Raw genomic sequence first — 22,839 nt, forward strand, 5'->3', positions numbered from 1 at the left:
GAACGTCTATTGAAACACTCACATTTTCACCCAATATAATACTATATATCAAATAATTATCTAATCAGAAGGTTCATTTTCTCTTTAATTCCATCTTTACTTGCCTACCGATAGATTCCTTTCTACCTTTGCCACAAATTAACAACATTTAGTTATTAACAAAATAAAAGAAATTATGGACAAAGAAAAAGGATTATTTCAAGCCGTAGACAAAAGTGTAAAAAAACGCTATTAGCAAAACGCAATCAACTATTACATAACCAGTTAAAGAAACAAGAGGCAGAAAGAAAGGAATACCGATACGTGGAATTACTTCGCACAAAGCAGAGCTTATCAAAGCGTTGATAGAATCCTACATAGAGGATGCGAACATACAAAATATCAATACATGTCAGGCTTCACTCGCACGCTACATCAATGAAAAAAGACTAATCGGAAATATTAAAAACGGAGTATTTAAACCATTATCCATCAGTTCAATATTAGTCTATATCAGCAGCATTTGGGAAGAAATGGAAAAAGACAAACCGCACAAAGCCATCATCCGCAAAAATACGCACAATGAATTATCATAATCCGCCTTACATGAAACGTCCCCTATCTTCGTAGCGATAACATTTTATCAACTTAAAAAATATACGTATGAAACGGAAAAAAAGACCGGCATCACAAAGTGAAGCCATGAAACTGAGATGGAAGAGACGGATTGTCTTTGAGAAAGGATATACCGAGCAGTGTGCCGAATGGATGGCGGAACGCCTGGAAGAATTAACAGACCACTTGCAATACGGGCACGCAGCTATTGCTTATCAGAAGCAGAACGGAGATTTCAAACTGGTGAAAGCGACACTGATCTACTATGAAGCGGAATTCCACAAGAAGTATGATCCCACAAAAATAGAAGGCGCAGTAGTCTACTGGAATGTGGACGAACAGCGATGGACAACATTCCAGGTGGAGAACTTCATGGAGTGGAGACCGATCGTATAGGGCGCCACCACAGATTACACAGATTTTCACAAATGAATTATTTCTATTTTGAGGAATCAGGAGAAAACGTCTTTGGGAATCCGGTGTAATTTGTGGTAAATATCTTATTGAAAGTACAAACAACTAATCTAAAAAACAATATGGCAATAGCATATGACGGGATCAACTATTTCCCGGTGGGCGTAAACTTCATGGAAGAGAACGCAATGGAAGTGATAGAGGCAAAATACGGAATAAAAGGGTTGGCAATTGTGCTGAAACTGATGTGCAAGATTTACAAGGAGGGATACTACATACGGTGGGATGAAGAACAGTGCCTGATTTTCGCAAACAAGGCAGGGAGAGAGGTGCAAGCAGAAGAGGTGAAGGGGATCATCAAAATTCTGTTCATCAAAGGAATACTGGACGAAAACAGTTATCAGGAAAACGGAATACTGACTTCGGAAAGCATACAGAAGGTATGGCTGGAAGCTACGAAGCGGAGAAAGCGAGAGCTGTCGGAGCTCCCCTACCTGATGGTGAGACCGGAAAAGGAAAGCGGCAAACCGGACAATGCATCCACACAACAGGAAATTGAACGACCCAAGCCGCTTAAAGAAGGAAAAGTAGCTGTCGGTACAGGAGATGTAGCCGTTAGCCCGGGAAATGTAGTACACGATGTAGCCGTTAACGCAAAAAATGCATGCAATTCCGGACAAAGTAAAGTAAAGGAAAGTAAAGCAAAGGAAAATAAAGAATTACCCCCCTCAGCTCCCCCCAAGGGGAAGGAGGAAGAAAGGATGGAGGATTCTGCTTCTCTCCCGATACCGGGATACGCTTTCAATACGATGACGCACAATTATCCGGGACTGACGGATACGCTCCAAAGATTGGGGATCAACGAGGTAAGCGAGGTAAATGCCATTCTCAGGCTGTCGGACTATGGAAGAAAGGGAACGACGGTGTGGCGGCTGATTGCCAACACTTGCTGGAGCGATATAGGGGCTAAAGGAAGATATCTGATAGCGGCGCTAAATAAGACAAAAAGGAAATAAACGGATAGTGCAAGTCCCCTGTGTATAGTTGGCAAAAAAGCAAGTATATCGGTTTTAGCCCGCAGAGACCTTCAGTGAGGCTAAGAAGTAAAGATCAAACTTAACAAACTGAAAAACAAGCTATTCAAAGTACAAAATATCTATCAGTAAAAGCTTTGTTTTAACACAGAGTTAAAGTTTATTCTTTGGATGCAAATAACAAGTGTTTTAAATGCAAAAGACTTGTTATTTGCACACAAGAATAAAAATGGCCGAGAAAGGGTGTTAACAATGTTAATAATAAGGATAACAAACTGTATTTACGTACTACTAGATAAGAATACTTTCTTGTATCAGAGAAACCACTCTATTTTAACGAAATCTTCCAATCTATATAGTAAAGCGCATAAAGGTTTATTCCATGGTTCAACACAAGTAGAGAATCTAGCCTGAAATCATTAAAAGCTAAAACGGATACCGGAATTCCAAACCCATTCCCAACGCTTATAAACAACGTTGTACTGATACTCTACCCCTGTTTTTAACTGTAATTTCTTATTAAGGCTATAAGAAAAACCTGTGCCCACATAATATGGAGTAGCTGTAGTTGGCAATATTACTGTTCGGTTCTTATCAATAGCATAGCCACCATAAACACGATACGCCAAATGGTCTGTAAACTTGAACTGTATATCAGTTTTCCTCTTTATCAATACTCGGGGATCCCCTGTGTCTAACTGGGATTTTATAAATAACTGTTTATTGCCATACCGGGAAGCTGTCTTTTATATTAATTTATTTTATTTCTTTGGGAAAATGTTTCTTTATATGGAACTATTTGCTTATTTTTGCATCAAAATAAAAGTAATGGAAGTAAAAGCTAAATTCAAGGTTGTATATTCAAAGGAGGCAGACGATTTTCTGAATCACTTACCCTCAAAGGATCATCTACAACATTGCCAAAGCGAAGTTTGTGATTGACCCCGAACTCTTTAAAAAATTAGATGATACGGACATTTGGGAGTTCAGGACATTCTATAAGAAAGTAAAATACAGGCTGCTGGCCTTTTGGGACAAAGATAGCGGCGCAGACACGTTGGTGATTGCCACGCATGGATTTATCAAGAAGACTCAAAAGACACCGCCCAAAGAAACAGCCAAAGCCGAAGAGATCAGAAAAGCATATTTTAACTCAAAAAAATAAAGCGTATGGAAACAATGAAGTTTTATACAGAAGAAGAAATATTAGATAGGCACATAGGAGAAAAAGACACTCCCAAGAGAGATAAGTTTGAAGCGGACCTGCATTCGTTTCTGATTGGCGAAGCGATCAAACAAGCCCGGCAATCCAAGAATCTGACCCAAGAGGAATTAGGCAACTTGATCGGGGTACAAAGAGCGCAGATCTCCCGGATCGAGAACGGGAAGAACCTGACTTTTTCTACCATTTCCAGAGTTTTCAAGGCTATGGGAATAAGCGCTAAACTTAAAATTGGCAATTTAGGAAAAGTCGCTTTGTGGTAACCCGGATATAAAAAAGAATAGGCTATATAAAACCGTATAGGCTATTTTTGTATAATCAGTTCCTTCTTGCTTGCTTCTAACGCCTCTTCTCTTTCCGGTCTCTCGCCATCAAATGATACCATTTCTCTAAATCCGGAACCCCTACAGTTCCTAATGAAACGCATCACGGAAACAGGTGTGTAATTTATCCGGAAACAGGTAAATTTACCGCTGAATATTACCGGGAAACAGGCTTTTTATTAAAATCGAGGTAATGTTGCCTCAATTTACCCTCCACTTGCGGACCACTCCTCAGGCAATCACTATTGTCATAAATTACAGATAAGGTCACTTCCTGCCACTACGGGCACGCAGAAGCCTTCCGACCTTTATGATAGCCCTGGACGTAGTATGCACCGACGTCTCTCTCCACCGGACATTCCAGAGCGTATGGTAGCCGGCTCCGACCTGTTCCGCGCTCAGGTGGTCATAAATGGCGGCGATGCTGCCGAAAAAATAGTATTTTTTCTCAAAGACGAGATATACGTAAACCACTTTATCCATTTTATCCGTTATTTATTCCGCGCATATATGCAAGAAACGGTTTTGATCTTACAGGTGTCCGGATCTTTTCTCCAATGAGGCACTAAATCTCACATACTTGATATGTTGTAGAAATTGTATACCCAACGCCAACTTACGAATTCATCAACAAAAATCCCCCAATAAACCCATATTTCCGGGCTGCGAGGTGATAAATTACAATAAACTGGCAATAAATTCTTATCTTTATCACAGCATAAAGAGAGATTTTGAACTATCTTTGTGGTAGAATAGATTAGCAAACAAGCAGATCTATATAGTAAATCATATATTAACTACTTAAAAATCAAAAGAGAATATGTCAATGCATACTTGGTTTGAGTGTAAGATCCGTTACGAGAAATTGATGGAAAACGGAATGAACAAGAAAGTTACTGAACCTTATCTCGTAGATGCACTCAGCTTTACAGAAGCAGAAGCACGCATTATTGAGGAGATGACTCCGTTCATTACAGGAGAATTTACCGTATCGGACATCAAACGAGCCAACTATAGTGAACTTTTCCCCAGCGAAGAAGAAGCTGCTGACCGCTGGTTTAAGTGTAAACTGATTTTTATCACACTGGACGAAAAAAGTGGTGCTGAGAAAAAAACGTCGACACAAGTTTTGGTACAGGCAGCCGACCTGCGCGATGCTGTAAAAAAGCTGGACGAAGGCATGAAAGGTACAATGGCTGATTATCAGATCGGTTCTGTTGCTGAAACAGCAATTATGGATGTATATCCGTATAGTTCTGAGCCTAATGATAAACCGGAAGTATAATATTATATAAGGAAATGAACTAAGTTCACCACAGATTGACACAGATTAACACAGATGTTTTAATCTAATTTTCAATGAAATAAAAAATTATCAATCTGTGAAAATCCGTGTAATCTGTGGTGAAATGAACTCAAAACAGTATAAAAATGAATGTTACTGATAACTTAAAGCAGGTCCTGGCCGAATTGCCATCCGGCGTTCGACTGGTTGCAGTCTCGAAATTCCATCCGAACGAAACCATTGAAGAAGCCTATCGCGCGGGACAGAGAATTTTCGGAGAAAGCAAAGTACAGGAGATGACAGGCAAGTATGAAAGCCTGCCCAAGGACATTGAGTGGCATTTTATCGGGCACTTGCAGACCAACAAGATCAAGTATATGGCGCCTTATGTGTCCATGATCCATGGAATCGACTCGTACAAGTTGTTAGCGGAAGTAAATAAACAAGCTATCAAAGCAGGAAGAGTCATTCGCTGTTTGCTGCAAATACATATTGCCCAGGAAGAGACCAAGTTTGGTTTCAGTTTTGACGAATGCAAGGAGATGTTGAATGCCGCCGAATGGAAAGCATTGGCAAACATACAGATATGCGGACTGATGGGAATGGCTACCAACACAGATTCGAAAGAACAAATCGAACGGGAATTCCGTTCTTTAAATTGTTTCTTCCACGAAGTGAAAAAACAATATTTTGCTGACGAACCGACTTTTTGCGAACTCTCAATGGGGATGTCCCACGATTATCACCTCGCCATTGCAGAAGGCAGCACGCTGGTAAGAGTAGGAAGTAAAATTTTCGGGGAAAGAGTTTATTAATAATTGAAACAATGAAACAGAAAATTCATTGAAAAACCATTAACAATAATTACCATGGCCGACTTAAAAACAACCTTTGCGGGATTGACTTTAAAAAATCCTGTTATCATCAGTAGTTCGGGACTCACTAACAGCGCTGCTAAAAACGCTAAGCTGGAAGCAGCCGGTGCAGGAGCTATTGTCCTGAAATCACTGTTCGAAGAGCAAATTATGCTGGAAGCTGACCGCCTGAGAAACCCGTCTTATTATCCGGAAGGAAGTGACTATCTGGCTGAATATATCCGCAATCATAAACTGGCTGAATATCTGGAACTGATTAAAGAAAGCAAAAAGGCCTGCACCATTCCTGTCATTGCAAGTATAAACTGCTATACCGATGCTGAATGGATAGACTTCGCCAAACAAATAGAAGAAGCCGGTGCAGACGCGCTGGAAATCAACATTCTTGCTTTGCAATCGGACGTCCAATATAAATATGGTTCATTTGAACAGCGTCACATCGATATCTTAAGCCATATAAAGAAAACGATTCGTATTCCGGTTATTATGAAGTTGGGCAGTAACTTTACGAATCCGGTAGCTCTGATCGATCAACTATATGCCAACGGTGCAGCGGCAGTTGTTCTCTTCAACCGTTTCTACCAACCGGATATTGACGTAGAGAAAATGGAGCATACTTCAGGAGACGTGTTCAGCAACGCATCCGACCTTTCGGCAACCCTGCGTTGGATAGGCATTTCTTCATCATTGGTTACTAAAATAGATTATGCCGCTTCGGGAGGTATTCATAAACCGGACGCAATCGTAAAAGCCATTTTAGCCGGAGCATCTGCCATAGAGGTATGCAGTGCCATTTATCAGAACACCAACTTGTTTATAGGAGAAATGAACCGTTTCCTGGGTGCATGGATGGAAAGAAAAGGCTTCAAACACATCTCGCAATTCAAAGGTAAATTGAACGCCAAAGATGTAGAAGGCATCAATATGTTTGAACGTACCCAATTCCTGAAATATTTTTCTGAGAAATAAAGATAATAACGATGAACGGTGAACAAGCTTCACAGCTTGCTCACCGCTCTTTTTAATCCACATTAGACACCCCCGCAGGCATTTTTCTTCACTTCGACAGTCACTTCTTTCTCCCTTCCCTCTGCTTTGACGGTATATTTACCTTCCGGCAAATCTATAATCTTACTATCGCCACTTACCTTAAAGCCGACCGCATTGGCACCGGTTCCTGTAATAGTCAGTTTGTCAGGAGAGAACAGACCGTTTCTATCCTTATAGGTAGCAATCAATTGCGCTGTTTCTTTACCATTTTCAATAAACAGCAAGTCGCTGTTCACTTCCAGTGTACCGTCAGGATCGGAAACATCCAGTGAATTACCCAGCAATTCCAGGATTTTAGAAAGACCTGCGGGCATACTGTCCTGTCCGGCTTTTACAGCCACGTCCATAGTATACTCTACACTGTATTTAGAATCGGAAGTCGCTTTAGAGTCCTTTTTCGATGAATAGCTTGCGTTCATATCGGCATTCATCTTGAGTTTGGTTAAATTCTCTTTCATAAATTATTTATTGTTAGTTCCTATATTTAAAAATGGTTGAGATAAAATCTTAAGAAGGTTTACGTAACTAACCAAGTCTTTCTTTATTTGAAGTGACTAAATTAATAATAAAGACGTATCAGGCAGATCCAACGGAAACCAATAGACAATATATGAAGAAAGTACTGAACTCACAAGAAAGAAAGCGGAAATATGATTTGCCCAAAAGCGTAAAAGGCATATTTAATAAGATCGTGAAGTAGCGAAAAGCATGAATACATAAAAAAATCCGAAACTATAGATTCAACTATAACTTCGGATTATATAAATAAGATCAGGATATTCCTATACGATCAATCTTTCTTATCCAACGCTTCAAAACAAGAGTTTTTGCTGACAAACTCAGGAACAATATCTTTCATGGCAGCTACGATCTTCATCTGATCATAGGTATAGCTTACATCGATTAACTTCTGGATTCTCTCTTTCACTTCGTCATAATCATACTCACGTACAGTAGCAATCATAATCTTTTCGTGATAAGTAGGTTTGGTCAGCTCCTTCACATTGAGCAACTCTTCGTACAGTTTCTCACCATGACGCAAACCGGTAAACTCAATTTTCACATCCGTACGTCCCGAAAGGCTGATCATCCGTTTTGCCAGATCGACAATCTTAACCGGTTTACCCATATCGAAGATGTAGATTTCTCCACCATTACCCATACTTCCGGCTTCCAGTACCAGACGGCAAGCTTCTGGAATAGTCATGAAATAACGGATTATTTCGGGATGGGTCACTGTGACAGGCCCCCCACGCTGAATCTGATCGCGGAAACGGGGAATAACCGAACCGTTAGATCCTAATACATTGCCGAAACGAGTGGTAATGAACTGTACCGAACGTATGCCTTCCTTCTGTAATTTCTTGGCCAAGGACTGTACATAGATCTCACAAATACGCTTTGAACAACCCATAACATTCGTCGGATTAACGGCTTTATCCGTAGAAATCATTACGAATTTCTCTGAACCGAATTTAACAGCCAGATCGGCAAGCGTACGTGTACCCGATACATTAATTTGAATAGACTCCGATACATTGTCTTCCATCATCGGCACATGCTTATAGGCAGCCGCATGGAATATATACTGAGGTTTGTACTCACGGAAAATGGCCTCCATACGAGTTGCGTTCGAAATATCAGCTACAATCGTTTCAGCATCAATGTCACGCCAACGATCCTGCAATTCCAGACGAATGTCATGCAACGGAGTTTCGGCCTGGTCAATCAGGATCAACTTATATGGATTGAAAGAGGCGACCTGGCGCATGATTTCGCTACCAATAGAACCGGCGGCTCCTGTAATCATTACGCGTTTACCTTCCAGGTGAGAAGCTATCTTATGGATGTCCACCTCAATCGGTTCGCGTTGCAAAAGGTCCTCAATCTGTATTTCCTTCAACTGGGTTTTATTCAGTGCCTGCCCACCCCATTCACTCAAAGGGGGAGCAGTAAGCAACTTCACGTTATTGGAAAGCAGAGTATCAATCATGTCTGATTTCTTCAGCTTTTCCATCTTAGCCGGAGAAACGATGATGGTATGCACATCACGGTCATTCATGTTTTCAATTAATGCTTCATCATTCGGGAAAACTTTCGCCCCCATCATCACCTTACCAATCAGTTCGGGTTCGTCGGCAATGAAACCACGAAGACGATAATGATTACGCAAATTGACACGCAGAGATTTGGCAATGTTTACTCCGGCTTCTTTAGCACCATAAATAAAGACGTTGGTCGTGTGGCTACCGTCAAAATTGAGTACTTCGAAGAACATCTTGACTACAATACGCGAACAGGCCATCATAGCAAAATTGATCACATATGCCATAAACAGTACACTGATGGCACCGATCCGAATGCCCAGATAAGCATCCAGCAGAAGACTCAGAATCATCAATACCCCATAGGAGACCGTAAGCGACACAAATATGCGCATAATGTCTACAAACGAAGAAAAGCGAAGCACATTTGAATAGGTACGGAATACCCGGAAGAAGATTAAGTTGGCCACTACCGTCCAAAGAATGGTCTTATCTATTGTCGACGAATCTAAGAAAATGCTGCGGAAGTCGTAACGAAGCGAGTAAGCGAGCAGGCAGGATGCGACGATAATAAATATGTCAATCAATAGAATAGTCCAAATGGGCAGTACCTTCGCGGAAAGATACCGATGAAAAAATTTCTGTTTCATTTGTTTTACAGTTTTTGTTTTAGGCGGTGCAAAGATACACTATTTTCACTAACACGTGAATTTTTATTTGACAAAATAAAGTTTTTAACACAATAAAAGTAGAATAACAGTGCAAAAAGGGGGTGGAATCCTTTCCTCCCCCCCCTTCAAGATATAGATATCACATTAGATTACTTGCCAATTCACTCAATTCACTACGTTCGCCTTTCACCAAGTTGACATGTGCAAAGAGGTTCTGATCTTTCATGCGATCGATCATGTACACCAAGCCATTGGACTGACTATCCAAATAAGGTTGGTCGATCTGCTGGATATCTCCCGTGAATACCATTTTGGTACCTTCTCCGGCACGGGTGATAATGGTTTTAATCTCGTGTGGAGTCAAATTTTGTGCTTCATCGATGATACAATAGGTCTCGCTCAGGCTTCTACCGCGAATGAATGCCAATGCCTCTATAACCAGTTGTTCACTCTTCTGCATATCTTCCAGCCGCTTCACTTCGGTAGAGTTAGAAGCAAATTGGCGTTTGATCACATTCAGGTTGTCGAACAGAGGTTGCATATAAGGAGCTACCTTTTCTGTTGCATCTCCCGGAAGGAATCCTAAATCTTTATTTGAAAGAGCCACGATAGGACGGGCCAACAGGATCTGCTTGTATTCCGTGAGTTTGCCCAAGGCTGCCGCCAGTGCAAGCAAGGTTTTACCTGTTCCGGCTTTACCTGTCAAAGCTACCAGTTTGATATCCGGATCGTTCAGAATTTCGAAAGCAAAACTCTGTTCCGCATTACGAGGTTCGATACCATAATTCTTGGTTTTATTCACTCGGCAAACCGTATGTGTAAAAGGATTGTAGCGGGCAAGCACACTGCTGCGATCGCTCTTCAGAATAAAACATTCGTTAGGGCGGATGATGTCTTTAAAGTCAAATTCACTGATATCCAACCCTTCTCTGGACGAATAAATACGGTCGATCAGATCCGGTTCTATATTTTCGAACACCTCGTTCGACTTTTCAAAAATATCGACATTCACTACCTTATCGGTTATGTAGTCCTCACAAAGTATCCCGATGGAACGGGCTTTCATCCGAAGGTTAACATCCTTGGTCACCAGAATATTTTTCATCTTCGGATATTTCCGGGCCAAAAATTCGGCCACGGCCAATATCTGATGATCCGGTTTACGAACCGGAAACGATTCATGTACTTTGGGAGCCTCCGAATCGCCAGTGACAATAAACAACTTACCCAACCCCTCACCTAAAGGGGCACCATGGGTAAACAGACTGTCGTCGGTTATCAAATCGAGTTCGCGTACAAACTCACGTGCATTGTAATTGATTTGTTCATTTCCCTTCTTGAACTTGTCCAATTCTTCCAAAACAACAATCGGAAGATAAATATCATTCTCCTGAAAATTCTTCAGGCAATTGTAGTCGTGAAGAATAACATTCGTGTCGAGCACAAAATTTTTCTTTGTTCCCATGATTCGTTAGATTTAAATGTTGATATTTGCAATCAAAAAGACAATTGACCACCACTGTGATGAATTGTTGCAACTAAGATAACAAATAAAAAGGCAAACAAAGGAAGTTACCCGTTAAATATTATAAAACATGAATTATCAGGAGACTTTAGACTACCTATACAACAGTGTTCCCATGTTTCAGCAGGTAGGAAGCAGTGCGTACAAGGAGGGACTGGAAAACACCTATGCATTAGATGAATATTTGGGACATCCCCACACAGCATTTCAAAGCATTCACATTGCAGGGACCAACGGAAAAGGTTCCTGTTCACATACATTGGCTGCCATTCTGCAATCGGCCGGATATAGAGTCGGGCTCTACACTTCGCCCCATTTAGTCGATTTCCGAGAGCGCATCCGCATTAATGGCGAGCCCATCCCACAAGAATACGTCATCCGCTTTGTGGAAGACCATTGTCCATTTTTTGAACCTCTGCATCCTTCATTCTTTGAATTGACCACTGCAATGGCATTCCGATACTTTGCCGATCAACATATAGACGTGGCTATCATTGAAGTCGGATTGGGAGGACGACTGGACTGTACCAATATCATACGTCCGGATTTGAGCATCATCACCAACATCAGTTTCGACCATATGCAGTTTTTAGGTAATACGCTGCCCAAAATAGCAACGGAGAAAGCGGGTATCATCAAAAGGGGGATACCGGTCGTTGTTGGTGAGACGACAGAAGAGACCAAGCCTATATTTTTTCGGAAAGCACAAGAGATGGAGGCTCCGGTCATCTTTGCAGAAGAAGAGCAAAGATTGAAAGGAGTGACTAAATTAAAAGCTTGTGCAGATCGAAAATCGGGACAGTATACAGATCATCAGCCGAATACCGAAGCAGAGTTTATTACCGGCTGGATCTACGAAAATGATGCATATCCCGGGTTGGAAGGAGTATTGGGCGGTTCGTACCAACTAAAAAATACAAATACGCTACTGTCGGCTCTCCCTGTTCTGAAAAGCCTGGGTTATAAGATAGAAGATCATGACGTGAGAAACGGATTCCTGCAAGTAGATAAAATGACCGGTTTGCAAGGACGCTGGCAGAAATTGAGTGACTCTCCCACTGTCATTTGCGATACGGGACACAATGTAGCAGGGATTTCTTATATCGTAGAACAACTGAAACAAATGAAATACAATCGTCTGCACATGGTCATCGGTATGGTGAGCGACAAAGACGTAAGTGGAGTATTATCCATACTTCCTAAAAACGCAGTGTATTATTTCACAAAAGCGAGCGTCAAAAGAGCACTACCGGAGGCTCAGTTACAGCAGTTCGGAGCTTCTGCCGGACTGCAAGGCAATGCTTATCCCGATGTTCAGTCTGCCGTAAAGGCCGCACAAGAAAAAAGCCTCCCGGAAGACCTGATCTTCGTAGGAGGCAGTAGCTTTATTGTAGCCGACTTATTATCGTGCCGCGATGCACTCGATCTCGACTAAGGCATCTTTAGGCAAGGCTTTCACGGCAACAGCCGAACGAGCGGGAAATGCACCGTCAAAATAAGTTGCGTATACTCCGTTCATTCCGGCAAACAGAGACATATCCTGGAGGAAAACAGTTGTTTTTACAATATCTGCCATTGTCAGACCGGCAGCCTCAAGGATATGTTTTATATTCTCGAGTGACTGGCGGGCTTGCGCTTCTACACCATCAGGCATCACACCCGTAGCTGCATCAATAGGAAGCTGACCAGAGACAAATACCATTCCATTAGCTTCAATAGCTTGACTGTAAGGCCCGATAGCTCCCGGTGCCTTCTCACTGCAAATTACTTTTTTCATCTTATTTGATTAATTAATAATTAATATTTATAGTAAAGTTAGTATCCTGAAGATGATAAAGGCATCCATCAAGAATACTCTTAGATGAACAAAGATAAGAAAAATATGGAAGAGCTATGCAGTATTTGACAAACAAACGCATTTATATATATGAATACACAAAAGAACCAGATATAACTTTAACTCAATAAGACCTAAACTTTATAGAACGGAGGAAGTCCAAATGACTCTCTCCATAAAAAGAAAGAGGCTATCGCAATGACGACAGCCTCTTCTTTTTTAGATTTCGGGGATACTTTATTTACAATGTTTTTTAATCAGTTCGTCTACATTGGGGTCTCCAAGCTCTTTCGCTTTGGCAAAGCTTGCGCAAGCCGCTTTCTCTTGCTTTAACTGAATCTGGCAGATTCCCAGCAAACGATATCCTTCAGCATATTTCGGATCGATAGCCAATGCGTCTTTCAATACTTTCTCGGCCTCTTCGTAACGGCCGACACGGAGATTTACCACAGCCTGTTCTGCACGATAAGTGAGATCTTCCGGATTAAGTTCGATCGCCTTTGCTATATCATCCAACGCACGCTGGAACTGCTTGGCCTTGAAGGCAGCCTGCTCACGGTAATAATAGAACAGGTCATTGACACTACCTTTCACTGCATTGAAATAGGCATCATAATCTGCCAGTGCCGGACGATACTTCTCTACATTCATATACATCTGGGCACGTTCCAGCAGGTAAGGAGCCAAATCGGAAGTTATAGGTGTCTGGCAACGGGCTATACAACTGTCCAACAAAGCAATTACTTCTTCAGGAGCAGCTTTACTCAACTCCTTCGCTTTAGCAGCGCTGAAGAAAGAGGCAGGAGATGCCAGTTCGCTCTGATTCACTTTGTCATAGCTGGCAAATGCACCTGCATAATCCTGCTTGGCAAAAAGAATATCTCCTTCCAACTGCTGGTAGACGGGTAAACTCTGAATGGCAATCGCACTCCGTACATTTTCCATAGCCTTATCATACGTCCAGTCTTTATAAACATTTTCGGGTTTACTCAATTGATAATTGTATATCAGCTTGGCTATGTTATAATAGGCATCGTCTTTCTTCTGTGCAACCTTCAGCGCATGTTCCAGGTCGGCAGCCGCCTTATCCATGTGGCTTTCATCCTTGTCTGCAAAAACATAGTTTCCGGCACGGCGAAGATAACCGTCGGCACTGTTCGGGAAAGTCTTTATGAAATCGTCAAGGGCGATGGCATAAGCCTCAGGTGTGGATTGTGTTGAAGCGATAAAGAGATAGACCAGAGCCTGATCTTCATCTTCGGGTAACCCCTTCTTTATGCCGATGGCATTCAGGGCAGGGTCGCTCAGCGCAAGCGCACTGATATTTTGAGACATGGCGAAAGCCGCACCGGCAGCATAGCTGATAGAGGCAGTATCTTGTCCCGAGGATTTCTGTGCCACTCCAAACACTTTACCGTCAGCCGTAGTGACCGGACAACTGACCATTTTATCTTTCAATACCATGTCCAGCGTATAGTAATGATATTTATCACCACCGATATTATCTACCTTTTTCACTTTACCACGGGTCACGTTGCCGCCTTTCTGAGTGGAATAAGGCAATAAATAAACTTCAGCACCCACAGCCGGAGCAAGAGCAGCCACTTGTAAAGCCGGTACTTTCTTCACCGTAATACCCACACGAAACTTAATGATATCATACATATCATTCGCTCCCAGAATACACTCAACAGGCATCTTTTCACCTTCTGAGTTAATGATAACAGCACGCTGGGCACCTTTAAACAGTGAATAATCAGACAGAGCCACTCCGTCTTCGGTTACAAAGAATCCGTTACCGGTATTCTGGATTTTGTCGTCTTTATCATACGTAACGATGGAAAAAACCGATCGTTTCGCTTTCTCAACCCACTTCGGGGCCTGTGCTACACTCCATTGTGACAGGAGGCAAAGCACAAATGTGAATAGTATGCTCTTTTTCATGTATTTGAATGTTGTTTCTTTTAATTTGTACGTTGTTTCACGCCTTCATAAATCAGGATACCTGCGGCTACAGATACATTGAGTGATTCAATGCTGCCCAGCATCGGAATCTTGACCCATTCGTCGCATAGTGCAAGATTATCATAGGAAACACCGGTATCCTCAGCCCCCATAATAATACACATCGGACCGGTATAATCCGCCTTCGTATAATCATAATCTCCTTTCTCGGTAGCAGCCACAATACGGAAGCCGCTATCTTTGAGATATTGCAAGGTTGTTTTCAGATTCTGTTCACGGCAAACCGGCAAAGTGTGCAATGCACCGGCCGAGGTCTTCATCGCATCCGCATTGACCGTAACGCTTCCCTTTGCAGGAATAATGACGGCATCTACTCCGGCACATTCGCAAGTACGGGCTATAGCACCAAAATTACGCACATCCGTAATTCCGTCAAGCATGACAAAGAAAGGATTCTTACCTTCTTCGAAAAGAAAAGGCACCAAATCTTCCGTTTTCTGATACGTTACCGAAGAGATAAACGCAACCACCCCCTGATGATTCTTACGGGTGATACGGTTGATACGTTCCACCGGAACGCGCTGGACAGGAATCAGCGTACCCTTCAGAGCAGTAAACAGCTCTTTTGACAAGTCACTCTGAATGTCTTTTTTCACCAAAATCTTGTCTATCTCTTTACCAGCCTGAATGGCTTCAATCACGGCACGAACGCCGAAAATCATTTCGCTTTTATCAATCATGTAATTGTCTGCATTTTAGGACATACAACTCGTTATCACTTATTGTACACCACATATACTTATTTTATTATTTTTCTTTCTTTCAAAGAAGGTTCCAGCAACGCCCTCGCATTACTCAGCGCCGCCTCCGTCAGGGTGGCACCACTCAACATGTGAGCCAGTTCCTCTACCCGTTCTTCATCGGTCAAACGACGAATATGACTGTTAGTCTCCGTATCATTATCCCGCTTATACACTTTATAATGGGCACGTCCACGGGCTGCAATCTGCGGCAAATGCGTAATACTGATTACCTGCCGGTTTTGTTCGCCCATCTCTTGCATAATATCCGCCATGCGATCTGCTATCTCGCCGGATACACCGGTGTCGATCTCGTCGAACACAATTGTGGGGAGTTTCACAGCTCCTGCAATCATTGCCTTTATAGATAACATAACACGAGCTATCTCACCACCGGACGCAACAGAAGACACGCTCTGCAACGTTCCGTTTTTGTTGGCTGAGAACAAGAAATTAACAGTATCCGCACCCTGCGGACCCGGCTCTTTTTTCAACCCCATCTCCACTTGAAAGCGGACATTGGGTATTCCCAAAGGAATCAAACGGGCAGCCATCTGTTGCTCCACTTCACGGGCAATCTCTGTACGGGCCTTTGTCAAGACAGCGGCTTGCTTCTTTACCTTATTATATTGTGTATCGCGCCGTTCCGTCAGTTTAACGATCCGGTCGTCATACGAAGTAATGGCAGCAAGTCTTGTTGCATATTGCTCCGAAAGAGCAATCAACTCTTCGACGGTCTGCACACGATGTTTTTGTTCTAAAGAGTAGATCAAGTTCAACCGGTCATTCACTTCCTCCAGTCGTAATGGATTAAATTCAATGCCTTCGCCCTGATCTGATATCTCCTGGGCTATATCTTTCAACTCGATGTAAGTGCTTTCCATCCGTTCGGCCAACTCACCGGCAGGTTGATATACTTTCTGCAGCCCACTCAAAGTGCCAAGACTTTCTTTCAATACAGGCAGCAGTCCTCCTTCATCCGAAGCAAGAGTTTGTCCCACCCGGTACAGTCCGGCCTTGATGTCTTCGGCGTGTGCCAATGTCTCGGCCTCTTGTTCCAACTCTTCCTGTTCTCCGGCCGTAAGATGTGCCTCCTCCAGTTGTTCCAACTGAAAACGGATATAATCCTCATCCGTCTTACTTTGTTCAGCCAGAACAATCAGTTCATCGAGTTCCTTACAGAGTTTTTTCCAATCCTGATACAAATGATGGTATACATCCAAAGCCTCTTCGTTATGGGAAAGAATATCAAGCACATTAAGCTGAAAGCCCTCCTTATTGAGCAACAGGTTCTGATGTTGAGAATGTACATCGATCAATTGCTCACCCAGTTCTTTCATTTGTGTGAGCGAAGCAGGTGTATCATTGATAAATGCCCTACTTTTACCGGATGACTGTACTTCACGACGAAGTATGCATTCAGGCTCATACTCTAACTCGTTCTCTTCGAAAAAGGCTTTCATGTGATAGGCCGATATATCGAATCGTGCTTCGATAACACATTTAGAAGCGCCTTGCCGGATAGCTTTCACATCGGCACGTTGTCCAAGTAAAAGTCCGATTGCGCCCAGAATAATAGATTTTCCGGCACCGGTCTCTCCGGTGATTACAGAAAATCCGGTTTCGAAACGAATATCGAGTTTCTCAATCAGAGCATAATTCTGGATGTATAATGAACGTAACATAAATCACATTTCTTTTATCATTCTATCAATAATATCTCTGGCTACTTCTGTCTTAGATTTTAACGGATAATCGGTTCTGCCCCTGCAACTAAGAATACTTATCTTATTGGTATCGTAACGGAAACCCGCACCAGCATCATTCAATGAATTCAGCACAATGAAATCAAAGTTCTTCCGGATCAGCTTTCCTTCGGCATTGCGCTGTTCGTCATTCGTTTCAAGAGCAAAACCGATTAACTTCTGTCCCGTTTTTTTTATCTTACCCAATGCAGCAGCAATATCGTGAGTGGGTTTAAGGTGCAGCAACAACTCGTCTCCTTCCCGTTTTATCTTCTTGTCAGCAACAGTATCCGGAGTAAAATCCGCTACCGCTGCACACAGTATTCCGGCATCGACCAAGAGGTATTGCGCCATGGCCGCTTCATACATGTCCTGAGCGGACTCCACATTAATGCGGGTAATATGTGAATGATATGTTTTCTGTTGTACCGGACCTGTGATCAGTACCACATCGGCTCCGCGACGGGCACACTCCTCAGCCAAGGCAAACCCCATTTTACCGGAAGAATAATTGCCGATGAAGCGTACCGGATCAATCTTTTCATAAGTCGGTCCGGCCGTGATCAGCACTTTTTTCCCCGCCAGTTCGCCCGTTGATGAAAAGAATTCATCAAGTACCCGGATTATATTCTCCGGTTCTTCCATACGGCCTTTTCCTACCAGATGACTGGCCAATTCACCCGAAGCCGGCTCAATGATATGATTGCCATACGAACGAAGGGTATCCAGGTTCTTTTGAGTACTGGGATGGGCAAACATATCCAGGTCCATAGCCGGAGCAACAAAAACCGGTGCTTTAGCAGAAAGATAAGTCGTAATCAGCATATTATCGGCTATGCCATTCGCCATTTTTCCGATGGTAGAAGCCGTAGCAGGGGCTATCAACATGGCATCCGCCCACAATCCCAGATCTACATGGCTATTCCACGTACCGTCACGTTGAGCAAAGAATTCACTGATGACAGGTTTGCCGGTCAACGCAGAGAGAGTTATCGGAGTGATAAATTCTTTTCCGGCGGGAGTAATTACGATTTGTACCTCAGCTCCCTGTTTGATCAGGCCACGTATGATGTAACAAGCTTTATAGGCAGCTATGCTACCGGTAATACCGAGTATAATTTTCTTTCCGTTCAGCATAATTATTTTCCGGTTAACTCACGCAGACGAATCTTGGTCAACATGGCTTTTGTATTCAACGTGAAATCACTGTTCAGAATCCAACTGTAATATCCCGGATCTTTTTTCAGTACTTCACTCACCGACTGTCCTTTGTATTTACCAAAGTTGAAAACCTCTACCCCATTGTCGTCATATACCATACGTCCTGCAAAATCCACATTCTTGTTATAGCTTGAATAATCGGCCAGGAAAGACATATCATTCTGCAACTCTTCCGGATAACGATCGAGTTGAGCCATCAGTACCTCGTACGTGGCACGGGTATCGGCTTCCGCCGTATGCGCATCTTCCAGATTACGGCCACAATAGAACTTATAAGCAGCCGTAAGAGTACGCTGTTCCATCTTATGGAAAATCACCTGTACATCCACAAATTTGCGCTTACTCATATCGATATCCACACCCGCACGCAGAAATTCTTCTGCCAACACGGGAATATCAAAACGGTTGGAATTGAAACCAGCCAGATCACAGCCCTCGATATCATTGGCAATACTCTTTGCCACTTCCTTAAAAGTAGGACAATCGGCTACATCAGCATCATAAATACCATGAACGGCAGATGATTCGGCAGGAATAGGCATTTCGGGATTGATACGAAGAGTTTTCGACTCTTCATTCCCATTGGGATATACTTTAAGATAACAGATTTCTACAATTCGGTCTGAGTTGATATTTGTCCCGGTCGTTTCCAGATCAAAAAAGACGATAGGATTCTTTAGGTTGAGTTTCATTGTTTATACGGTTTTGTTTTAATTCACTACAGAGGACACTGAGGGCACAGAGTTTCAATTCAAAAAAGAATGATGTCTCTGTGATCTTTGTGTCCTCTGTAATGAATCCGATTTTATTTCTGTTCCGCGATTAATCGTTCAGCATCATCGGCATCAGCAACATCAGCAAGTCTTCATTTTCTTCCTGTTCTACTGGGATAATGACACCAGCTCTTGACGGATCAGCCAATTCGATGATCACTTCCTCTGCCGAGATATTATTCAGGATATCAATTAGGAAAGTAGATTTAAAACCGATGCTCATGGCTGCGCCGGCATATTGACATACCTGTGTTTCCTCCGCAGAGGTAGAGAAGTCAATATCCTGAGCCGAAACCACGATCTGGTTTTCCTGCATGCGGAGTTTTATAAGGCTGCTTGCCTGCGAAGAAAAAATAGATACACGACGCAAGGCGCCCATCAGTTGCATACGGTCTACCGTCACTTTGTGCGGATTATTTTGTGGAATCACTGAATTATAATTAGGGTAGCGTCCTTCAATCAGACGGCATACCATACGATAACTTTCAAGAGTGAAGACAGCGTTGCGTTCGTCAAACTCGATCACTACCATACCCGATTCCTTAGGCAAAAGGTTCTTCAACAGAGTCGCCGGTTTTTTGGGTAAAATAAACGCGGCACGTTCGTTTCCGCGCGCAGCCAATGTTTTGCAACGCACCAACTTGTGTCCGTCCGAAGCCACCATCGTAATGTCTTCCGTCGTAATGTCAAAGTAGATACCGTTCATCACCGGACGAAGTTCATCATCAGCCGTAGCAAATACCGAACGGTTAATGCCTCCCAGCAGAATCTGTGCTTCCATCTCTACACGGACTGCATTATCGCCAAGTGTAGCCGATTGCGGGAATTCATCGGCATTCTGTCCCATCAGGCTATATTTACCATTCTGGTACTGTACCGTAATTTCATAAGTATCCGGTTTGATATCGAATGTCAACGGTTGTTCCGGTATCTCCTTCAATGCATCGAGCAATGTTTTTGCAGCTACAGCAAATTTTCCGTTAGAATCACTCTCGTTCACCTCAACCGAGGTTACCATCGTAGTTTCACTATCAGAGACAGTCACAGACAGTGTTCCGTCCTCCAACTGAAAGAGAAAACAATCTAAAATAGGCAGTGCATTTTTTGAGTTTATCACACGGCTAACAGCCTGTAAATGGCTGAAAAGTGCAGTACTTGAAACGATAAATTTCATATAATCTGTGATTTTAAATTTTATATTTTTGCAAAGCACAAAGTTACAAAAAAGATCGAGGCAGCACAATAAAAGAGAAGAAAAAACAGGGGAATATTCGTCGGATATCCCTAAAAAATTGTAACTTCGCCGCACAATTTAAAATTATCGCAATGGAATTTACAGGAAAAATTATCGCTATACTCCAGCCCAGAGGTGGAGTTTCTAAAACCAGCGGCAACGAATGGAAGGCCCAAGAGTATGTAATCGAAAATCATGACCAATATCCTAAGAAAATGTGTTTCGACATTTTCGGAGCAGACAAAATAGAACAATTCAACATCCAGATGGGTGAAGAGTTGACCGTGTCATTCGATATCGATGCACGTCAATGGCAGGATCGCTGGTTCAACAGTATCCGCGCATGGAAAGTAGAACGCGTAAGTGCAGGTGCGCCCATGGCTCCTGGAGCTCCGGTTCCTCCTCCGGCACCCTCTTCGGCACCCGAATTTATTGCCGGTGATGCAAAAGACGATCTGCCTTTCTAAGCAAACAAGCTTCAGTAAAAGACATAAAACCCCGAAAGTTCTTCAGCATCTTTCGGGGTTTTATGTTCTTTACGAAATCAAGAAACACTATCAGCCTCACCTTTGTAAATCAATACCACATTCGGATATACGATTCCATCCGTACAAGTAAATTGTGCAGAGAGAATAAAATGACGGAAAAACTCTTGATTGCGAAAGAAAAAAGCCGGTATCAGTCTCACATAATTCTCCGGCTGAGAAAAAGTCTCTCCCAAATCAGCAACCATCATAAAGTTGTATGACGGAGAAAGATTGACTACTGCTTCCTCATATTCGGGAACATCATCCAGAATTTCTTTTTTATCTAAATAACGGAGATATGCGGTAAGGCTTTCCACATCTGGAGCCAGCACCAGCCTCCCCTCATAAAAACAAGCATAAATATACAGAGCTGATTCTGTTATCCCAGTTAATTGTGTAAACAAGGTATTACGAGGCAGCACGTAAAGCGTATAAGCTCTCAAAGGAGTTTTACAGAAAGTAGTACGTGGTTTCGGAGGCCCATCCACTTCTTTCGGAGCAATGCGAAGCATTCCTTGCAACACCCGCTCAGCCTGCTGAACATCCTTCAAGGGAATGCTCATCACAGCACAAGGATGCGCAAGTGTATCTGCCGAATGAAACAGACAGGTCACAAGTTCACCTCCGGCATTTTCCTTGAGATATGCAAGCAACTCTCCATCCCGATCCTTGATATAATCGGAATAGGTTGATGTTGTATACTCCTGTCTGGCAGTGAAATCAAGCATAGCCTGCATATCGGTTACCGATCGTTTATTGAAGAAGAAAGTAGAAACCGGCAGGATATCTCCCGGAAAATCTTCTATAGGCTGCTGCTGACGTAGCACATTCATAAATGTCAGACAAGTATCCGTATCATGGCTGATACCGGAGAAGTAAATGGCATCCCCGTTCATTTTCATATCAAATTCGGTCCATCCCCCCAATTGCGTACACGAACGAATCCCGTCGGTAGCCTTGCCCATACTCAGGGGTTGCATACGAGCATAAATAGTAGCCGCTACACGGGCACGCTTGTCTTCATGCACTTTTACAAAAGAACTGTCGGTCAGTAAAGACTTTTTTGACAAACGGGCATCGATCACTTGTTCTATCAGCTTCTTCTGATAGCTCACCGCCAAAAAATCGGAAGTGAAATAACAAGCTAAAAAGCTATCATCCGGCATCGGATAGATACGTATCTCCTCCCCCTTATAATCAAACAGTTTTGATGGGAAACTGCTTGAACAGTATTTACGTATAAATTTCTCCACCAACTCATAATCACCGTTTCCCAAACTGCAATACAACACTTGGTTACGATCATTATCCGGTTCATGAAAGCTCAGCAACACCTTATTCATCTGTTTACTCAACCCGTGAGGCGTATCTTCCAACAATGTATAAAGATGGAGTTTCAAATAAGAAAATAATTTGGAAATATAAAGGAAATGCTGATCTTTGCTACAGCTCAGTTCATTGATACTCTGTATCATCCCGGCAAGATCATCCGTTTCGAGAACCACAGTGGCCGAGCGCGGAACAAGCGTATAAAGATTAAAGTCTTTACGCCCCTCAACCGCCGATAATCTGAAAAAAGAAAACATAGCAAAGCCTGTACACAGTAGTACAACAGACGAGATTACGGCTATTTTCACTATCGTACGGAGTTTCATGGCATTTGTTGTTTATCGGCTCAGTGCAAAAATAATAAATTCTC

General features: G+C 42.6%; 20 protein-coding genes and 3 pseudogenes. 10 read left to right on the top strand and 13 right to left on the bottom strand.

Annotation, left to right across the window (positions count from 1 at the left end; translation table 11 throughout):
• The first annotated feature begins 341 nt into the window (after nucleotides 1–341).
• The 3 genes from FDF36_RS04500 (at nucleotide 342) to FDF36_RS04510 (ending at nucleotide 2,024) form a co-directional block, all read left to right on the top strand.
• Nucleotides 342–575, top strand: a complete 234-nt coding sequence (locus tag FDF36_RS04500) for a hypothetical protein (RefSeq protein ID WP_005780393.1) — start codon at nucleotides 342–344, stop codon at nucleotides 573–575.
• 67 nt (nucleotides 576–642) lie between these two features.
• The gene (locus tag FDF36_RS04505; protein WP_044301806.1) at nucleotides 643–990 is read left to right on the top strand and encodes an SH3 beta-barrel fold-containing protein; all 348 of its coding nucleotides are present in this window, start codon (nucleotides 643–645) and stop codon (nucleotides 988–990) included.
• Between the two features lie 140 nt (nucleotides 991–1,130).
• Entirely contained in the window at nucleotides 1,131–2,024 is an 894-nt protein-coding gene (locus FDF36_RS04510) for a DUF4373 domain-containing protein (protein ID WP_220390504.1), read from the top strand.
• Between the two features lie 437 nt (nucleotides 2,025–2,461).
• On the opposite strand, the pseudogene FDF36_RS21125 reads toward FDF36_RS04510, so the two are convergent.
• Nucleotides 2,462–2,770: pseudogene (locus FDF36_RS21125) on the bottom strand (DUF4858 domain-containing protein); the annotation flags it as partial.
• Nucleotides 2,771–2,870: 100 nt separating this feature from the next.
• Between FDF36_RS21125 and FDF36_RS04515 the strand changes: the two are divergent.
• Together FDF36_RS04515 and FDF36_RS04520 are read left to right on the top strand one after the other, a co-directional pair.
• Nucleotides 2,871–3,207 (top strand): annotated as a pseudogene (locus tag FDF36_RS04515) (type II toxin-antitoxin system RelE/ParE family toxin).
• 5 nt (nucleotides 3,208–3,212) lie between these two features.
• Nucleotides 3,213–3,527, top strand: a complete 315-nt coding sequence (locus FDF36_RS04520) for a helix-turn-helix domain-containing protein (protein WP_220390505.1) — start codon at nucleotides 3,213–3,215, stop codon at nucleotides 3,525–3,527.
• Nucleotides 3,528–3,854: 327 nt separating this feature from the next.
• Here the strand turns inward: FDF36_RS04520 and FDF36_RS21445 are convergent, their stop codons facing one another.
• Complete coding sequence (locus FDF36_RS21445) at nucleotides 3,855–4,070, bottom strand: hypothetical protein (protein ID WP_310503285.1); 216 nt, start codon at nucleotides 4,068–4,070, stop codon at nucleotides 3,855–3,857.
• 337 nt (nucleotides 4,071–4,407) lie between these two features.
• On the opposite strand from FDF36_RS21445, the gene FDF36_RS04530 reads away from it, so the two are divergent.
• From FDF36_RS04530 to FDF36_RS04540, 3 genes are all read left to right on the top strand, one after another.
• Complete coding sequence (locus tag FDF36_RS04530; protein ID WP_005788684.1) at nucleotides 4,408–4,872, top strand: DUF4494 domain-containing protein; 465 nt, start codon at nucleotides 4,408–4,410, stop codon at nucleotides 4,870–4,872.
• Nucleotides 4,873–5,018: 146 nt separating this feature from the next.
• Nucleotides 5,019–5,687, top strand: a complete 669-nt coding sequence (locus FDF36_RS04535) for a YggS family pyridoxal phosphate-dependent enzyme (protein ID WP_220390507.1) — start codon at nucleotides 5,019–5,021, stop codon at nucleotides 5,685–5,687.
• 54 nt (nucleotides 5,688–5,741) lie between these two features.
• Nucleotides 5,742–6,716 (top strand): dihydroorotate dehydrogenase-like protein, encoded by a 975-nt coding sequence (locus FDF36_RS04540; RefSeq protein WP_220390508.1) that lies wholly within the window; start codon nucleotides 5,742–5,744, stop codon nucleotides 6,714–6,716.
• 62 nt (nucleotides 6,717–6,778) lie between these two features.
• Here FDF36_RS04540 and FDF36_RS04545 read toward each other — a convergent pair.
• The 3 genes and pseudogenes from FDF36_RS04545 to FDF36_RS04555 form a co-directional block, all read right to left on the bottom strand.
• Nucleotides 6,779–7,231 (bottom strand): annotated as a pseudogene (locus FDF36_RS04545) (DUF2589 domain-containing protein); the annotation flags it as partial.
• 356 nt (nucleotides 7,232–7,587) lie between these two features.
• Entirely contained in the window at nucleotides 7,588–9,492 is a 1,905-nt protein-coding gene (locus FDF36_RS04550) for a polysaccharide biosynthesis protein (RefSeq protein WP_220390509.1), read from the bottom strand.
• A 160-nt stretch (nucleotides 9,493–9,652) separates the two neighbouring features.
• On the bottom strand, nucleotides 9,653–10,978 hold the full coding sequence (locus FDF36_RS04555; RefSeq protein ID WP_220390510.1) for a PhoH family protein: 1,326 nt from the start codon (nucleotides 10,976–10,978) through the stop codon (nucleotides 9,653–9,655).
• Between the two features lie 130 nt (nucleotides 10,979–11,108).
• Between FDF36_RS04555 and FDF36_RS04560 the strand changes: the two genes are divergently transcribed.
• Nucleotides 11,109–12,473 carry a bifunctional folylpolyglutamate synthase/dihydrofolate synthase gene (locus FDF36_RS04560; protein ID WP_220390511.1) on the top strand — a complete coding sequence of 455 codons (1,365 nt, stop codon included), beginning with the start codon at nucleotides 11,109–11,111 and terminating at the stop codon, nucleotides 12,471–12,473.
• On the opposite strand, the gene FDF36_RS04565 is transcribed toward FDF36_RS04560, so the two are convergent.
• The 7 genes from FDF36_RS04565 to dnaN form a co-directional block, all read right to left on the bottom strand.
• On the bottom strand, nucleotides 12,441–12,815 hold the full coding sequence (locus FDF36_RS04565; protein WP_005788735.1) for a RidA family protein: 375 nt from the start codon (nucleotides 12,813–12,815) through the stop codon (nucleotides 12,441–12,443). The genes FDF36_RS04560 and FDF36_RS04565 overlap by 33 nt on opposite strands.
• A 297-nt stretch (nucleotides 12,816–13,112) precedes the next feature.
• Nucleotides 13,113–14,819 (bottom strand): tetratricopeptide repeat protein, encoded by a 1,707-nt coding sequence (locus tag FDF36_RS04570; RefSeq protein ID WP_220390512.1) that lies wholly within the window; start codon nucleotides 14,817–14,819, stop codon nucleotides 13,113–13,115.
• 20 nt (nucleotides 14,820–14,839) lie between these two features.
• Nucleotides 14,840–15,580 carry a 23S rRNA (guanosine(2251)-2'-O)-methyltransferase RlmB gene (rlmB, locus tag FDF36_RS04575; RefSeq protein WP_005788741.1) on the bottom strand — a complete coding sequence of 247 codons (741 nt, stop codon included), beginning with the start codon at nucleotides 15,578–15,580 and terminating at the stop codon, nucleotides 14,840–14,842.
• 59 nt (nucleotides 15,581–15,639) lie between these two features.
• Complete coding sequence (recN, locus tag FDF36_RS04580; protein ID WP_220390513.1) at nucleotides 15,640–17,325, bottom strand: DNA repair protein RecN; 1,686 nt, start codon at nucleotides 17,323–17,325, stop codon at nucleotides 15,640–15,642.
• Nucleotides 17,326–17,328: 3 nt separating this feature from the next.
• Nucleotides 17,329–18,522, bottom strand: coding sequence for a bifunctional phosphopantothenoylcysteine decarboxylase/phosphopantothenate--cysteine ligase CoaBC (gene coaBC / locus FDF36_RS04585; protein WP_220390514.1), 1,194 nt, complete (start codon nucleotides 18,520–18,522; stop codon nucleotides 17,329–17,331).
• Between the two features lie 2 nt (nucleotides 18,523–18,524).
• Entirely contained in the window at nucleotides 18,525–19,298 is a 774-nt protein-coding gene (locus tag FDF36_RS04590; RefSeq protein WP_005788747.1) for a 3'-5' exonuclease, read from the bottom strand.
• A 130-nt stretch (nucleotides 19,299–19,428) separates the two neighbouring features.
• Entirely contained in the window at nucleotides 19,429–20,553 is a 1,125-nt protein-coding gene (gene dnaN / locus FDF36_RS04595; protein WP_220390515.1) for a DNA polymerase III subunit beta, read from the bottom strand.
• Nucleotides 20,554–20,705: 152 nt separating this feature from the next.
• Between dnaN and FDF36_RS04600 the strand changes: the two genes are divergently transcribed.
• Nucleotides 20,706–21,080: a DUF3127 domain-containing protein gene (locus tag FDF36_RS04600; protein ID WP_010993159.1), complete on the top strand. Its 375-nt coding sequence runs from the start codon at nucleotides 20,706–20,708 to the stop codon at nucleotides 21,078–21,080.
• Nucleotides 21,081–21,157: 77 nt separating this feature from the next.
• On the opposite strand, the gene FDF36_RS04605 is transcribed toward FDF36_RS04600, so the two are convergent.
• The gene (locus FDF36_RS04605; RefSeq protein ID WP_220390516.1) at nucleotides 21,158–22,795 is read right to left on the bottom strand and encodes a DUF3352 domain-containing protein; all 1,638 of its coding nucleotides are present in this window, start codon (nucleotides 22,793–22,795) and stop codon (nucleotides 21,158–21,160) included.
• Nucleotides 22,796–22,839 lie beyond the last annotated feature (44 nt).

This window comes from Bacteroides fragilis, assembly GCF_019583405.1.
GTDB lineage: Bacteria > Bacteroidota > Bacteroidia > Bacteroidales > Bacteroidaceae > Bacteroides > Bacteroides fragilis_B.

Coding starts and splice junctions, on each gene's coding strand:
- FDF36_RS04505 (WP_044301806.1), top strand. CDS start 643: ATGAAACGGAAAAAAAGACCGGCATCACAAAGTGAAGCCATGAAACTG.
- FDF36_RS04510 (WP_220390504.1), top strand. CDS start 1,131: ATGGCAATAGCATATGACGGGATCAACTATTTCCCGGTGGGCGTAAAC.
- FDF36_RS04520 (WP_220390505.1), top strand. CDS start 3,213: ATGGAAACAATGAAGTTTTATACAGAAGAAGAAATATTAGATAGGCAC.
- FDF36_RS21445 (WP_310503285.1), bottom strand. CDS start 4,070: ATGGATAAAGTGGTTTACGTATATCTCGTCTTTGAGAAAAAATACTAT.
- FDF36_RS04530 (WP_005788684.1), top strand. CDS start 4,408: ATGTCAATGCATACTTGGTTTGAGTGTAAGATCCGTTACGAGAAATTG.
- FDF36_RS04535 (WP_220390507.1), top strand. CDS start 5,019: ATGAATGTTACTGATAACTTAAAGCAGGTCCTGGCCGAATTGCCATCC.
- FDF36_RS04540 (WP_220390508.1), top strand. CDS start 5,742: ATGGCCGACTTAAAAACAACCTTTGCGGGATTGACTTTAAAAAATCCT.
- FDF36_RS04550 (WP_220390509.1), bottom strand. CDS start 9,492: ATGAAACAGAAATTTTTTCATCGGTATCTTTCCGCGAAGGTACTGCCC.
- FDF36_RS04555 (WP_220390510.1), bottom strand. CDS start 10,978: ATGGGAACAAAGAAAAATTTTGTGCTCGACACGAATGTTATTCTTCAC.
- FDF36_RS04560 (WP_220390511.1), top strand. CDS start 11,109: ATGAATTATCAGGAGACTTTAGACTACCTATACAACAGTGTTCCCATG.
- FDF36_RS04565 (WP_005788735.1), bottom strand. CDS start 12,815: ATGAAAAAAGTAATTTGCAGTGAGAAGGCACCGGGAGCTATCGGGCCT.
- FDF36_RS04570 (WP_220390512.1), bottom strand. CDS start 14,819: ATGAAAAAGAGCATACTATTCACATTTGTGCTTTGCCTCCTGTCACAA.
- rlmB (WP_005788741.1), bottom strand. CDS start 15,580: ATGATTGATAAAAGCGAAATGATTTTCGGCGTTCGTGCCGTGATTGAA.
- recN (WP_220390513.1), bottom strand. CDS start 17,325: ATGTTACGTTCATTATACATCCAGAATTATGCTCTGATTGAGAAACTC.
- coaBC (WP_220390514.1), bottom strand. CDS start 18,522: ATGCTGAACGGAAAGAAAATTATACTCGGTATTACCGGTAGCATAGCT.
- FDF36_RS04590 (WP_005788747.1), bottom strand. CDS start 19,298: ATGAAACTCAACCTAAAGAATCCTATCGTCTTTTTTGATCTGGAAACG.
- dnaN (WP_220390515.1), bottom strand. CDS start 20,553: ATGAAATTTATCGTTTCAAGTACTGCACTTTTCAGCCATTTACAGGCT.
- FDF36_RS04600 (WP_010993159.1), top strand. CDS start 20,706: ATGGAATTTACAGGAAAAATTATCGCTATACTCCAGCCCAGAGGTGGA.
- FDF36_RS04605 (WP_220390516.1), bottom strand. CDS start 22,795: ATGAAACTCCGTACGATAGTGAAAATAGCCGTAATCTCGTCTGTTGTA.